The organism is Mycobacterium sp., assembly GCF_035274705.1.
GTDB lineage: Bacteria > Actinomycetota > Actinomycetes > Mycobacteriales > Mycobacteriaceae > Mycobacterium.
Map to the genome: position 1 here is coordinate 1 of NZ_DATENY010000027.1, position 12,610 is coordinate 12,610.

13 protein-coding genes and 2 pseudogenes are annotated in these 12,610 nt (G+C 65.0%); 10 read left to right on the top strand and 5 right to left on the bottom strand.

Annotated features, from left to right (window positions below; genetic code table 11):
• The 8 genes and pseudogenes from VJV41_RS06885 to VJV41_RS06920 all read left to right on the top strand — a co-directional run.
• A pseudogene (locus VJV41_RS06885) lies at positions 1 to 280 on the top strand (amidohydrolase); the annotation flags it as partial.
• Between the two features lie 96 nt (positions 281 to 376).
• Entirely contained in the window at positions 377 to 1,543 is a 1,167-nt protein-coding gene (locus VJV41_RS06890; protein WP_325332576.1) for an acyl-CoA dehydrogenase family protein, read from the top strand.
• Positions 1,543 to 2,382, top strand: a complete 840-nt coding sequence (locus tag VJV41_RS06895; RefSeq protein WP_325332455.1) for an SDR family NAD(P)-dependent oxidoreductase — start codon at positions 1,543 to 1,545, stop codon at positions 2,380 to 2,382. Before VJV41_RS06890 ends, VJV41_RS06895 begins: the two co-directional genes overlap by 1 nt.
• Before the next feature lie 5 nt (positions 2,383 to 2,387).
• Positions 2,388 to 3,605 (top strand): CaiB/BaiF CoA-transferase family protein, encoded by a 1,218-nt coding sequence (locus VJV41_RS06900; RefSeq protein ID WP_325332457.1) that lies wholly within the window; start codon positions 2,388 to 2,390, stop codon positions 3,603 to 3,605.
• A 110-nt stretch (positions 3,606 to 3,715) separates the two neighbouring features.
• Positions 3,716 to 3,913, top strand: a pseudogene (locus VJV41_RS06905) (enoyl-CoA hydratase); the annotation flags it as partial.
• Positions 3,914 to 3,917: 4 nt separating this feature from the next.
• Positions 3,918 to 5,063 (top strand): thiolase family protein, encoded by a 1,146-nt coding sequence (locus VJV41_RS06910; RefSeq protein WP_325332459.1) that lies wholly within the window; start codon positions 3,918 to 3,920, stop codon positions 5,061 to 5,063.
• A gap of 13 nt (positions 5,064 to 5,076) precedes the next feature.
• A complete protein-coding gene (locus tag VJV41_RS06915) occupies positions 5,077 to 6,225 on the top strand; it encodes an acyl-CoA dehydrogenase family protein (protein ID WP_325332461.1) in 1,149 nt (382 codons plus the stop codon).
• Between the two features lie 4 nt (positions 6,226 to 6,229).
• Complete coding sequence (locus tag VJV41_RS06920) at positions 6,230 to 6,736, top strand: nitroreductase/quinone reductase family protein (protein ID WP_325332463.1); 507 nt, start codon at positions 6,230 to 6,232, stop codon at positions 6,734 to 6,736.
• On the opposite strand, the gene VJV41_RS06925 is transcribed toward VJV41_RS06920, so the two are convergent.
• A complete protein-coding gene (locus VJV41_RS06925; protein WP_325332465.1) occupies positions 6,724 to 6,849 on the bottom strand; it encodes a hypothetical protein in 126 nt (41 codons plus the stop codon). The genes VJV41_RS06920 and VJV41_RS06925 overlap by 13 nt on opposite strands.
• Positions 6,850 to 7,019: 170 nt before the next feature.
• On the opposite strand from VJV41_RS06925, the gene VJV41_RS06930 reads away from it, so the two are divergent.
• Both VJV41_RS06930 and VJV41_RS06935 read left to right on the top strand, forming a co-directional pair.
• On the top strand, positions 7,020 to 7,661 hold the full coding sequence (locus tag VJV41_RS06930) for a helix-turn-helix domain-containing protein (RefSeq protein WP_325332578.1): 642 nt from the start codon (positions 7,020 to 7,022) through the stop codon (positions 7,659 to 7,661).
• The gene (locus VJV41_RS06935) at positions 7,658 to 8,161 is read left to right on the top strand and encodes a hypothetical protein (RefSeq protein ID WP_325332467.1); all 504 of its coding nucleotides are present in this window, start codon (positions 7,658 to 7,660) and stop codon (positions 8,159 to 8,161) included. Before VJV41_RS06930 ends, VJV41_RS06935 begins: the two co-directional genes overlap by 4 nt.
• Before the next feature lie 69 nt (positions 8,162 to 8,230).
• Here VJV41_RS06935 and VJV41_RS06940 read toward each other — a convergent pair whose 3' ends face one another.
• From VJV41_RS06940 to VJV41_RS06960, 4 genes are all read right to left on the bottom strand, one after another.
• A complete protein-coding gene (locus VJV41_RS06940; protein WP_325332469.1) occupies positions 8,231 to 9,196 on the bottom strand; it encodes an NADPH:quinone oxidoreductase family protein in 966 nt (321 codons plus the stop codon).
• Position 9,197: 1 nt separating this feature from the next.
• Positions 9,198 to 10,187: a phosphotransferase family protein gene (locus VJV41_RS06945; RefSeq protein WP_414684902.1), complete on the bottom strand. Its 990-nt coding sequence runs from the start codon at positions 10,185 to 10,187 to the stop codon at positions 9,198 to 9,200.
• A 38-nt stretch (positions 10,188 to 10,225) separates the two neighbouring features.
• Positions 10,226 to 11,527 (bottom strand): acyl-CoA dehydrogenase family protein, encoded by a 1,302-nt coding sequence (locus tag VJV41_RS06950; protein ID WP_325332473.1) that lies wholly within the window; start codon positions 11,525 to 11,527, stop codon positions 10,226 to 10,228.
• Between the two features lie 279 nt (positions 11,528 to 11,806).
• Entirely contained in the window at positions 11,807 to 12,460 is a 654-nt protein-coding gene (locus VJV41_RS06960) for a TetR/AcrR family transcriptional regulator (protein ID WP_414684897.1), read from the bottom strand.
• Positions 12,461 to 12,610 lie beyond the last annotated feature (150 nt).

Here is a 12,610-nt window from a genome sequence, read left to right on the forward strand (position 1 = left end):
GATGTGGCCCGGAGCCCCCGAGCAGCTGCACGAGGTGCTGACCAAGAATCAGGTGCCTGATGACGAGGTCAACAAGATGACCTTCGAAAACGCCATGCGCTGGTACCACTGGGATCCGTTCACCCACATCACCCGTGAGCAAGCCACCATCGGCGCATTGAGGAAGGCCGCTGAGGGCCATGACGTCTCCATCAAAGCCCTCAGCAAGCACGAGCACGGCGGCGCCAACTTCGCCGACTTCGCTGCGAATGCCAAGGAGCTGACCGGCAATAAGGACTGAGTCGTAGTTCTAGAGTCAAGTGCGCCGGTGCGAAAGAACCGTTTAGGCACCGGCGCACTGGCTTGTGACCGGAGGGGAGTGGTTGTGTCCAGCGGGATGAGTTTTGAGCTGACCGAGGATCAGGAGTTGATCCGAAAGTCCGTCGCAGAGCTTGCGGGCAAATTTGACGACCACTACTGGATGGAGAAGGACCTAGCCCACGAATTCCCGCAGGAGTTCTACGACGCCATCGCTAAGGGCGGCTGGCTGGGCATGACGATCCCGGAGGAGTACGGCGGCCACGGTCTGGGCATCACCGAGGCGACCCTGCTACTCGAGGAGATCTCGCGCTCCGGGGCGGCGATGAACGGCGCCAGTGCCATCCACCTGTCGATCTTCGGGATGCAGCCCGTGGTCAAACACGGCTCTGCGGAGCTAAAGGCTGCGACGTTGCCCCGGATCGTCAACGGCGACCTGCACGTGTGCTTCGGTGTCACGGAACCCGGTGCAGGACTGGACACTTCGCGCATCACCACCTTCGCCAAACGGGAAGGCGACAAATACCGCATCAACGGCCGCAAGGTGTGGATTTCCAAAGCGCTGGAGTCGGAGAAGATCCTGCTGCTGACTCGCACCACGCCGTACGACGAGGTCACCAAGAAGACCGACGGCATGACGCTGTTCCTCACCGATCTGAACCGCGACCACGTCGACATTCGTCCGATCAAGAAGATGGGCCGCAACGCCGTCAGCTCCAACGAGGTGTTCATCGACGATCTGATCGTGCCGGTCGAGGATCGGGTTGGCGAAGAGGGTAAGGGTTTCAAGTACATCCTTGACGGGCTGAACCCGGAACGGATGCTGATCGCCGCCGAGGCGTTGGGCATCGGGCGGGTCGCGTTGGCGAAGGCGGTCAAGTACGGCAACGAGCGGGTCGTCTTCAACCGTCCCATCGGCATGAACCAGGGACTGCAGTTCCCGCTGGCGGACTCACTGGCGCGTCTGGACGCCGCCGAACTGGTGCTGCGCAAGGCAACGTGGCTGTACGACAACGGCAAACCATGTGGGCGCGAAGCGAATACCGCGAAATATCTGTGTGCCGACGCCGGTTTCGGCGCCGCCGACAGGGCACTGCAGTTGCACGGAGGGATGGGGTATTCCGAGGAGTACCACGTGTCGCGATATTTCCGCGAATCGCGGTTGATGAAGATCGCGCCGGTGAGCCAGGAGATGATCCTGAACTTCCTTGGCGAACACGTGTTGGGAATGCCGAGGAGCTACTGATGACCAATTCTCCTCGCGTCGTCCCCCTGCTCTCCGGGCGGGTGGGCCCCCAGCTTGCGAGGGGAGTGCCCCCAGCGCTCGCCCAGGCCTACTTCGACCTGACCGGCCGCTCAGCGTTGGTGACCGGAGCCGCGGGCGGCATCGGCTCTGCGGTCGCCGCGGCGCTGGCGGACGCGGGTGCGGCGGTCCTCGCCACTGACCTCGACAAGGATGCGGCCGCCGCTGTGGCTGAACGCATTTCGGATGCAGGCGGCCGGGCCGAATCCGCCGCGCTCGACGTTTCGGACCGCGACTCGGCCGACGCCGCGGCCGCCCAGGCGGCCGCACTGGCCGACGGCGCGGTTCACATCGTGATCAACAACGCCGGCGTGACGAGGCCGGCGATGTTCGACAAGACCACCCAGGAGTCGTTCCGGCTGCTGTTCGACATCCACGTGATGGGCGCGTTCAACGTCACCCAGGCGGCGCTGCCCTACATCCCCACCGACGGCAGCGGCCGCATCGTCAACGTGACATCCGCTGCCGGACTGACCGGCACCCTCGGTCAGGTCAACTACTCGGCCGCCAAGGCCAGCATCGTCGGCTTCACGAAATCGCTGGCACGCGAACTGGCGACCAAGAACATCACTGTCAATGCGCTGGCTCCGCTGGCGGCCACCCCGATGACCGAAACCATCCGCACCAACGAGAAATTCGCGGCCAACATGATGAACCGCATTCCGATGAAGCGCTGGGCCGAGCCGTCGGAGATCGCCGGCGCGTTCGTGTTCATGGCGTCCAACGCGGCGTCCTACATCACCGGACAGGTGCTGCCGGTCGACGGCGGCCTGGTGATGTGACGGGGATGTCAGCCGCCCCGCTGGCCGGGGTCACGGTCGTTGCGATGGAGCAGGCCGTCGCCGCCCCGATGTGTACTCGCGTGCTCGCCGACTTCGGTGCGCGCGTGATCAAGGTGGAGAATCCCAACGGCGGCGACTTCGCCCGCGACTACGACGACGTGGTCAACGGTCCTGGCGGCCTTGCCGCCCACTTCGTCTGGTGCAACCGCGGCAAGGAGTCGGTCACCCTCAACACGAAGTCGCCGGCAGGCATGGAACTTCTGCACCGGCTTCTCGACCGGGCCGACGCGTTCGTGTCAAATCTCGCACCAGGATCCACCGCAAAAATGGGCATTGCGGCCGCCGACCTCGCGCAGCGCCACCCCAATGTCATTCCCGTCGAGATAGACGGTTACGGACCGGGCGGACCCATCTCGCACAAGCGCGCGTATGACCTTCTCGTGCAAGCAGAATCCGGCTCGTGTGCCGTTACCGGATACCCCGGCATGCCCGCCAAGCCCGGACCCGCGATGGCCGACTTCACGACCGGGCTGTACGCCGCGATCTCGATCCTGGCGCTGCTGTTCGCACGGGGTAACCGTCCCGAAGGGGCCGTAGCGCCGTCCGTCGAGCTGAGCCTGTTCGACGTGATGACCGATGTGATGGGCTACGCACTCACCTATACCCAGCACTCCGGCATCGACCAGCAGCCGCTCGGCGTCGGATCGCCCGCCGTCGCGCCGTACGGAGCGTTTCCGACCCGTGACGGTCAGACTGTCGTGCTCGGCACCACCAACGACCGCGAGTGGCAGAGGGTGGCCAGGGAGATCATCGACCGCCCCGACCTCGCCGACGATCCGCGGTTTGCCACCAACCGTGGCCGCTGTTCGCACCGCGACATCCTCGATGAGGCCATCGGATCCTGGTGTGCCCAGCATGATCTCGTGGAGATCCAGAAGACCGCCGACGCGGCGGGCATCGGCAACTCGCGCTACAACTTGCCGAGCGAAGTGGTGGTGCACCCACAGTTGACAGCCCGGGACCGCTGGCGCACTGTCGGCACGTCCAAGGGGGACATCCAGGCATTGCGGCCACCGCCGGTGATCAGCGGATTCGAGCAGCCAATGGGTGCCGTGCCCGGGCTGGGCGAACACACCGACGCCGTCCTCGTCGAATTGGGGCTGACCGAAGACGAAATCAGTCGGCTGCGTGCCGACGGGGTGATCGGGCCGGCGTTCTCGTGAGCCAGGAAAAGGTGCTGCTGTCAGACGACCGGGACGGCGTTCGGACGCTGACCCTGAACCGGCCCGATCGCAAAAACGCGATCAACGCGCAGCTGTGGATCGAACTGGCCGACGCGGTCGCGCTCGCGCAAAGCAAGGCCCTGCTCAACGACGGGGCTAACTCGATGTTGCGGGAGGCGCTGGCCCATGAGGCCCGCGCGCAGCCGGGCAACTTCGCGACTGCAGACTCAATAGAGGGGTACGCGGCGTTCGCCGAGAAGCGTGATCCCGCGTTCACTGGTCGATGGGCCGTACCGAGATCGGAGTAGCAAGATGCGTGAAACCGTAATCGTCGAGGCGGTGCGCACGCCCGTCGGCAAGCGCAACGGGGGACTGGCCGACATGCACGCCGCCGATTTATCGGCGATCGTCCTCAATGCGCTGATGGAGCGCGCCGGGGTGGACCCCGACATCGTCGACGACGTCGTGTGGGGCTGCGTCTCGCAGGTCGGCGACCAGTCGAGCAACATCGGGCGATACTCGGTGCTGGCCGCCGGGTGGCCCGAACACATTCCCGGTACCACCATCAACCGCGCATGCGGGTCGAGTCAGCAGGCGCTGGACTTCGCGGTACAGGCCGTGATGTCCGGCCAGCAGGACGTCGTGGTGGCCGGTGGCGTCGAGGTGATGAGCCGGGTGCCGCTCGGTTCTGCGAGGGCGACCGGCATGCCATACGGGCCGAAAGTCCTTGCGCGGTACGGCGATTTCTCGTTCAACCAGGGCATCTCTGCGGAGCTCATCGCAAAGAAGTGGGGTTTTTCGCGGACTCGCGTCGATGAGTATTCGGTCCGCTCACACGAGCTGGCGGCCAAGGCGCAGGACAACGGCGCGTTCGAGACGCAGATCATGCCGGTGTTCACCGACGGCGAGCCAGTGGTGGCCGACGAAGGCATTCGCCGGGGGACGACCGTCGAGAAGCTTGCTGGGCTCAAGCCTGCGTTCCAGGAGGACGGCGTCATTCACGCCGGCAACTCCTCGCAGATCTCCGACGGCGCGGCCGCCCTGCTGGTCATGTCGGCCGACAACGCCATCGCGCTGGGTCTGACGCCGATCGTCCGATACCGGGCCGGCGCGGTCACCGGGGCGGACCCCGTGCTGATGCTCACCGGTCCCATCCCGGCGACCGAGAAGGTCCTGCACAGGGCGGGCGTCACATTGGACGAGGTCGGCGTGTTCGAGGTCAACGAGGCGTTCGCGCCGGTACCGCTGGCGTGGCTGGCCGAAACCGGCGCCGACGAGGACAAGCTCAACCCGCTGGGCGGGGCCATCGCGCTCGGCCACCCGTTGGGCGCGTCGGGTGCAGTGCTGATGACGCGCATGGTCAATCACATGCGCGACAACGGGATTCGCTTCGGCCTGCAGACCATGTGCGAGGGCGGTGGCACGGCCAACGCCACGCTGGTCGAACTCATCTCGTAGACAAGGAGATTCGATGCGCCGCGATCTGTTCACCGAGGACCACGAAGCGTTTCGCGAACTCGCCCGCAACTTCGTCGACAAGGAGGTGGTTCCGCACTATCCCGAGTGGGAAAAGGGAGGACGGATGCCCCGCGACGTCTTCAAGCAGATGGGTGAGCTCGGCATGCTGGGGATGGCCATCCCCGAGGAGTACGGCGGCGCGGGGATGCCCGACTACCGCTATAACGTCGTGATGCAGGAGGAGGCGGCGCGCGCGCTGGTGACCCTGTCGACCGTGCGCACCCAGCTCGAGGTGATCCTGCCGTACTTCCTGCATTACGCGAACGAAGAGCAGCGGAATCGCTGGTTCCCGGGTCTGGCGGCCGGCACGTTGCTCACCGCGATCGCGATGACCGAACCGGGAACCGGGTCGGATCTGGCCGGCATGCGCACCACCGCGGTGCGTGACGGGGACGACTTCATCGTCAACGGTGCCAAGACTTTCATCACCGGCGGCATCCAGGCTGACCTGGTCATCGTGGTCGCCCGCACATCGACAGATGCGGACAACCGCCGCAGGGGTCTGACGCTGCTGGTCGTCGAGGACGGTATGCCGGGGTTCACGCGCGGGCGTGAACTCGAGAAGATGGGCTGCAAGGTGCAGGACACCGCCGAGCTGTCGTTCGTCGGCGTCCGCGTCCCGGCCGCGAATGTGCTGGGGGAGGAGGGTGAGGCATTCGGTTACCTCGGCCATAACCTGCCGCAGGAGCGCCTGACCGTCGCCGTCGGATCGGTTTCCCAGGCCCACTCGGCTATCACGGCGGCCATCGAGTACACCCAGAACCGCAAGGCGTTCGGCACGCCGGTCGCGTCGTTCCAGAACACCAAGTTCGAGTTGGCGGCGTGCTCGACGGAGGTGGAGGCCGCCCAGGCGATGCTCGATCGCGCCGTCTCACTGCACGTCGAGGGTGATCTGACGGCCGCCGACGCCGCCCGCGTGAAGCTCTTCTGCACCGAGATGCAGCAGCGCGTGATCGACCGCTGCCTGCAGCTGTTCGGCGGCTACGGCTACATGATGGAGTATCCGATCGCGCGGCTGTACACGGATGCGCGCGTGGCCCGCATCTACGCTGGTACCAGCGAGGTGATGAAGGTGATCATCGCCAAGTCGCTGGGCCTTTAGCATCATGAGCGATGAATCGTCAGCCGACATCCGGCAAGCACGCGGCGACTGGGCGGCCAGTCACCGCGATACGTATCTGCGAACGGGCGGCGTACAGGGCCACGTCATGGACATCTCCGAGGTCGGTGGCCACTCATTCACGACGCACTGTTTGATCAGGGTGAAGGGGCGCAAATCCGGCAGGACGCAAATCGTTCCGCTGATCTACGGCGATGTCGGTGGTGAGGTCGTGGTCGTCGCGTCGCAAGGTGGCGCCGACCAGCATCCCGAGTGGTATCTCAACCTTCGTGCCGCCCCCGAGGTTGACTTCCAGATTGGTACCCAAGCCTTTCGGGCGACCTGGCGTGAGCCCGAAGGCGAAGAGCGGCACAAGGTCTGGGACTTCATGGTGCGTGCGTTCCCGCCGTACATCAAGCATCAGAAATCAACGGCACGGCACATCCCGGTGATCATGATGACGCCCGTAGCGGCCATCGAGGTGTTCCGGGAGTCCGACGTTCAATCCTCGTAGACCAACTCGACGCGCGGCATCTGCCCGCTCGAACCCATCGGCGAGTCGTACACCACCACCGAGCACATCGAGGTCGACCTCGATGAGGCGGTCTTCTCGTGATCGTCAGCCATACGAGTCTGGGACAGCATGCCCGCACGTTTCTGAACGATGTCTGGAAGGCGCTGACCTGCGGTGTGACGGCGAACGAAGCGTTTTTTTCGCTGAGACCCTTGTCGCAGCTGGCAAACCTACCTACTGTGTGTTCACTAGGTTGGTTGGACGAAGGAGCTATGTGACGTCGGTGTCAGGCCCTGACGCATCGGCTCTTCGCGCGAGCGCTCATCGCAGGCCGTACGCCACACTCCTCGCCAAGGGCGAGGACCGTAGGCAGCGGATCCTGGCCGTCGCCGAACGGCTGTTGGCGCGCAATGGATGGCGCAACACCTCCCTGGCCCAGATCGCGAAGGAAGCCGGGGTCACGCCGGCCGGCCTACTGCATCACTTCGAGTCCAAGGAGCAGTTGCTCAACGCTGTGCTCGACGCCCGTGACGCCGACGACGACGCCCACGCCGATTACCGCCGCGGCGATCTGATCACCGAGCTGAGCCGGGTCCCGGAGCGGTTCGAACGAGCCCCGGAGCTGATCGGCACGTTCACGGTGCTGCTTGTCGAGAACATCGCGCCGGACGCTCCGTTGCGCGACCGCCTTCACAAGCGGTATCGCGACGCCATCGACATCATCACGACCATCATCGAGCGCGGTCAGCAAGACGGGCTGTACCGCACAGACTTCGACCCGGCCAGCAAGGCCGTGGAGATCCTCGCCTTCATCAACGGAATGGAGACCTTATGGTTGCTCGATCCTTCAATACCGCTGACCGAAGTGTTCAAGGGGTACGCGGAGTCGCTAGTACGCGACATCGAGCCGCGGAGCTCGACATGAGGTACCGGCTCGACGTTGTCGCACCGACCGTGCTCGACGCGGTGCGGTTCGCCGGCGGCTGGGTCTATGACCGGGTGATGGCTGGATGGGACGTCACGGTCCTGATCGGCGGCGACGAGGAAGCCCGGCCTCTCGAGATCCTCGGCGCCGAAGTGCGCGATCTCGAGCCGGTGCTGGCGTCGTGGGAAGATCGCCCGCATCCGCAGACTGTTGCCGTCGCAGGGGATCTGTTCGCAGTGGATGCGCGCGTCCGCGAGCATGTCCTGAACGCGTTGGATCAGGGCGCAACCGAAGTGACGCTCTGGGGCGACAGCCTGCCCTCGGAGCTCGATGAGAGTGTTGATTCGGTGCAGCACCGATTGAGTGCGGCGGCACGCGCGTTCAAGGCTCAGGCGCTCGCCGCGGCTGACGATTCGGCGACCGTGGCAGTCGGCGACACCGAGACGTTCCGCTGCGGCATGATGGCCTCGGTCGCCGCGGACCTGATCCCGGCCAGCTAGTTTTCGCGAGCAGTCGCAAAGGACCCCGACACGCCGCGATTTTGGGGCCCTCTGCGACTGCTCGCGCAATTAGGTGAGGTCGATGAGCACCTTGCCGATGGCGCGGCCATCGGCGACATGTCTCAGCGCCGCAACAGTTTCGGTGAGCGGGTAGACGGCGCAGACGTGAGGTAGCACCCGGCCGCTGACGAGGTGCTCACGCAGTTCGTCCTCGTTGCGGGCGAATTCGTCGGGCGGAACATCCTGGAATTGAAAACCAAGGACGTGCACGCCCTTGATGAGCACAAGGTTGAGCGGGATGCGGGGAATGGTGCCGGATGCGAATCCGACTGTGACGAATCGCCCGCCGCGACCGAGCGACCGCAATGCGGGCTCTGACAGCTCACCTCCGACCGGGTCGATGACCACATTGGCACCGCCGGGCACGGCCTCCTTCAGCGCGCTCCGAAAATCACCTGTCTTGTGGTTGACGAGGTGCTTGGCACCGTAACCCGCTGCCACGTCTAACTTTTCGGTCGATGATGCGACGGCGGTCACCGAGGCGCCGAGCTGCACGCCGAGCTGAACTGCGGCAAGGCCGACGCCACCGCCAGCGCCGAGCACGACGAGCTCGTCGCCCTCGTGCACGCGGGCCATCGACCGCAGTGTGTGATACGCCGTGCGATACGCCACACCGAACGCCGCGGCGGTTCGGTCGTCGACGCCTTCGGGGATGCGTGACAGTCGTGCCGTTGGGACCGCCACCTCATCGGCGAAGGCGCCGTACAGTCCGGCGCCGGTCACCCGATCCCCGGCGGTGAAACCCTCTGCGCCGTCGCTCGTCTCGACGATCACACCGGCGAATTCGCTGCCGGGCACAAACGGCGGCGCCACACTGATCTGGTACTCGTTGGCGATCAGCAGCACATCGGGAAAGTTCACCGCCGCCGCGCCGACCCTCACCCGTACCTGCCCCGCCGCGACCGTTGGCGACGGCTGTTCCTCGACACGGACCACTTCCGGTGGCCCGTACGACCGGCAGACCGCAGCTCGCATGTCAGCGGTAGTCGCTGGACTCGGCCAGCTCAGCCGCCGAGGCCATCAGGTCTGTCACGACGGGTCCGAACGCCAGCAGCTTCTCGTCATCGCCCGCGCGCTGGTAGCCCTGCTCCAACACGATTGCCAACTTCCACTTGGCGAGCACCAGGTAGTAGTCGAGGTCGTCCACTTGGCGACCCGATACGTCGGCGTAGTGCGCGACCACCTCGTCGCGCGTAGGCATACCCCGCATGTCGGCATAGCTCATCTCCGACTCTTGCGGAGCGCTGGTGTCGGTCGGCCAGCTCTGCACCATCCAGCCCAGGTCGAGTTTGGGATCGCCGACGGTGCCCATCTCCCAGTCGACGATCGCGGCGAGCCGCGCTGGTGCGCCATGGTGATACATCACGTTGGCGAACTGATAGTCCCCGTGCATCACGCCGGGAATGCAGTCGAGCGGCCTGTGGGCCCGCAGCCAGTCGGTGGCCACCTCGAGCCCGGGTAGCTCGCGCTTCTTGATTCGTTCGAGGAAGCCGATCCACCTCTCGACCTGGCGCTCGTGGAACCCGTCCGGGCGACCGAGATCCTGCAGCCCCTTTGCCTGCCAGTCGACCTTCGACAGCAACGCAATACCTTCGGCCAGCTGGTAGCTCAGCTCCGGGCGCGTGCTGAAGTCGCTGTTGAACGGTTCGGGCCACTTACCGTGCTGATCCATCGGTGACCAGCCGTCGACGAAGCCCATCAGATAAAACGGCCTGCCCAGAACCGAGGCGTCCGAACACACTGCGACCGCCCTGGTGTGCGGCACGTCGGTGCCGTCGAGCGCCTCGATGATCCGCCACTCCCGCAGGATGCCCTTGTCGCGATCCGGGGGAGCGCCCGGCGGAGGCATGCGCAGCACGCAACGCTCCTCGCCGCGGCAGATCTCATAGATGACGTTCTGCGTGCCGCCGGCCAGGAAGCGAGCCGTCAGCGGCTCGTCCTTGCCGGGCAGCGCGGCGGAGTCCATCCAATCGGCAAGCCGCCCAACATCAATCTCGGGTTCGGTCACAGGTTCCCTACTTCGTCTTCCAGGTATTCGGCGTACTTCGCCCTCGCCGCTTCGCGTTTGCGCGGTGTCCATTGGCTGGGCCAGGTGTCGTCGGTGGCCTGATAGTTCCGTAGTACCTGGCGAGCCACCGTCGTCTTGTGTACCTCTGTGGGGCCGTCGGCCAGCCCCATCACCGCAGCGCCGGTGACCATGCCCATGAACGGCATCTCGTTGGTGACACCCAGCGCGCCGTGTATTTGCATTGCGCGCCATGCGATGTCGTGCAGCACTGTCGGCATGACCACCTTGACGGCGGCGATGTCCTTGCGCACCTTCTTGTAGTCGTTGTACTTGTCGATCTCCCACGCGGTGTAGAGCACCATCAGGCGGAACTGGAGCAACTGCGCGTACGAATCGGCGATGTAACCCTGTACGAACTGCTTGTCCGAGAGCTTGCTGCCCTGGGTCTCGCGGCTGAGCGCACGCTCGCACATCATGTCCAGCGCCTTGCGGGCCAGGCCGATGGTGCGCATCGCGTGGTGAATGCGGCCGCCGCCCAATCGAGTCTGGGCGATGACGAATGCCTGACCCTCGCCGCCGAGCACCGCATCGGCGGACACCCGCACGTTGTCGTAGTGAATCAGCGCATGCGAGCCCTCGTTGTCCCGCTCGCCGTACAGGCCGACGTTGCGCACGATGTTGACGCCCGGCGTGTCGGTCGGCACCAGGAACATCGACATGCCCTGGTAGGCGCTGACTTCTGGATTGGTCACCACCATCACGATCAGGAACGACGCGGTTTTGGCGTTGGAGGAGAAGAACTTCCAGCCGTTGATCACCCAGTCGTCGCCGTCGCGCACCGCCGTTGTCTTGAAGAGGGTGGGGTCGGCGCCGGCGTGCGGTTCGGTCATCGAGTAGCAGGAGAAGATCTCGCCCTCGAGTAGGGGTCGCAGGTAACGCTGCTTCTGCTCGTCGGTGCCGTAGTGCGCGATGATCTCGGCGTTGCCGGTATCGGGTGCCTGGCAACCGAACACGATCGGCGCCCACTGCGAGCGGCCCAGAATCTCGTTGAGCAGCGCGAGCTTGAGCTGGCCGTAGCCCTGCCCGCCAAGCTCGGGTCCGAGGTGCGTGGCCCATAGCGCCCTGCGGCGCACTTCCTTCTTCAATGGGTCGATGGCCTTGCGGCGCTTGCCATCCAGCGGAGTGAACGCCTGATGCGGCCACACCAGATCGAGCGGCTCGACCTCCTCACGGACGAACTCGTCCGCCCAATCCAGAACCTTCTGGTACTCAGGATCGGTTTCGAAATCCCACGCCATCGGGGGCTCCTCTCAATTGAAGGTGACGACGACCTTGTCGGCGGCGCCGGGTGTCGTAGGCTGTCGATGACCTTGCCGGCCGGCTCGTGGCCCAACGGAATGCCGCCGTCGTGGGCAGTGATACCGCCCAGGGAGATGAAAAACGAGTCGGTGGCGCAGATTTCGCAGGTCCGGATTTTGACCAGCACATCCGCCGGCGCGATAGTCGGCTTCGGCGCGTCGACTACCTGCGTCGCGCCGGGTGCTGTCACCCACCGACACCTTCATACCTCTGCTCCTTCAGGCGGGAAGTTGGTTGAAACCGGCAATCAGGGCGGCGATACCACGAGTGACGACGTCTGAGAACGGCCGGTCGCCGTAACTGCCGGCCGCCCAGTGTCGGACGCCCTCGCTGACATGCATGCCCGCCAGGTGGGACAGGTGGTCGACATCGATGTGGGCGGCCAGCTTGCCGTCCTGCTGAGCCTTCGTGAACAAATCACCAAACATGTCGGCGTCCGCATCTTCCGCCAGTTCGCCCGAGAGGATTCGGTGCTCGTGCCGGTAGCCCTCCAGAATCGTCTCGATGATCAAGTCGCGTGGGTTGCGTGACATCGAGCGTTCGAGACTGCGCAGCGCCTCCGTGATGACCGACTCGACTTCGTAGTCCGTTTGCAGCATTGCCCGCACGGTCTTCTGAGCCGCGCGAGTCGACAACAGACCGACTTCGAAGAGCACGTCTTCCTTGGCCGGGAAATAGAAGTAGAACAGCGCCCGGGAGACACCCGCCGCGCGGCAGATGTCGGCGACCGTCGTCCTGGCGTAGCCGTTGGTGCGCCAAAGCGCCATCGCGGCCTGCACAAGGGCGCGCTTGGTTTCGTGCGAACGTGCGCGCTGATAAGAAGCTCGGCGCTGACTACCGTCAGCAACTACAGCCCCGTCGTTGTTCGGCACAGACGCACTGTAACAGCCAGATTGGCCCTTGCACATAGTTGACGTATGTCTAACTATCTAGACATGACGCGACCACTGCAGGGCAGGCGCATCATCGTCACCGGGGGCATCGGCGCGGCCGGAAATGCTGCGGACCACTGTGCTCGGCGG